This is a genomic window from Sphingomonas sp. BGYR3 (assembly GCF_025153455.1).
Classification (GTDB): Bacteria; Pseudomonadota; Alphaproteobacteria; order Sphingomonadales; family Sphingomonadaceae; genus Sphingomonas.
Genome location: NZ_JANZNT010000003.1, coordinates 1 through 1,310, shown reverse-complemented (window position 1 = coordinate 1,310; position 1,310 = coordinate 1). Strand labels below are relative to the sequence as shown.

The 1,310-nt window shown below is 65.6% G+C and carries 1 protein-coding gene; it reads left to right on the top strand.

Annotated elements, in window-relative coordinates:
• Nucleotide 1 precedes the first annotated feature (1 nt).
• A partial coding sequence (locus NYR55_RS14895) for a UDP-glucose/GDP-mannose dehydrogenase family protein (RefSeq protein ID WP_260022409.1) occupies nucleotides 2-1,310 on the top strand: 1,309 nt, incomplete at its 3' end.

Sequence of the window (1,310 nt, the reverse complement as noted above, 5' to 3'; positions counted from 1 at the left end):
CATGAAGCTGGTGATGATAGGTTCGGGTTATGTGGGGTTGGTGTCCGGGGCGTGTTTTGCGGATTTCGGGCATGACGTGGTGTGCGTGGACAAGGACGCGGGCAAGGTAGAGTTGCTGCGTTCCGGCGGCATTCCGATTTTCGAGCCTGGTCTGGACACGCTGGTTGCGAAGAATGTGGCGGCGGGGCGGTTGTCGTTCACGACCGATCTGGCGGGTCCGGTTGGCGAGGCGTCGGTGGTGTTCATCGGGGTCGGCACGCCGACGCGGCGGGGCGATGGCCATGCGGATCTGAGCTATGTCTATGCCGCGGCGCGAGAGATCGGCGCGGCGCTGGGCGATCATTTTACCGTGGTGGTGACCAAGTCGACGGTGCCCGTCGGCACGGGCGACGAGGTGGAGCGGATCATCCGCGAGGTGAACCCGGGCGCGAAGTTCGCGGTTGCATCCAACCCGGAGTTCCTGCGCGAGGGCGCGGCGATCGAGGATTTCAAGCGGCCCGACCGGATCGTGGTGGGGATCGAGGAGGAGGAAGCGCGCGGCCCGATGGAGGAGGTCTATCGCCCGCTGTTCCTCAATCAGTCGCCGCTGCTGTTCACGCGCCGGCGGACCAGCGAGCTGATCAAATATGCGGCGAATGCGTTCCTGGCGATGAAGATCACCTTCATCAACGAGATTGCGGACCTGTGCGAGGCGGTGGGCGCGGACGTGCAAGACGTGTCGCGCGGCATCGGCCTGGACAAGCGGATCGGGGGCAAGTTCCTGCACGCAGGGCCCGGCTATGGCGGCTCGTGCTTTCCCAAGGACACGCTGGCGCTGGTCAAGACGGCGCAGGATTACGAGCGGCCCGTGCGGCTGATCGAGACGACGGTCGCGGTCAACGATGCGCGCAAGCGGGCGATGGCGGACAAGGTGATCGAGGCAGCCGGCGGCGATGTGGCGGGCCGGACGATCGCGGTGCTCGGCCTGACGTTCAAGCCCAACACCGACGACATGCGCGATGCGCCGTCGATCGCGATCATCGAGGCGCTGCAGCAGGCGGGCGCGCATATCCGCGCCTATGACCCCGAAGGCATCGAGGCATCCAAGGCGGTGATCAGCGGCATCGATTATGCCGCCGACGCCTATGCCGCCGCCGACGGCGCCGATGCGCTGGTCATCATCACCGAATGGGACGCGTTCCGCGCCCTCGACCTCACCCGCATCAAGAACAGCCTTGCCCAGCCCGTCCTGGTTGACCTGCGCAACGTCTACAAACCAAACGAAGCCGCAAAGGCTGGCCTCAACTATACCTCCATCGGCAGAGGGTCGC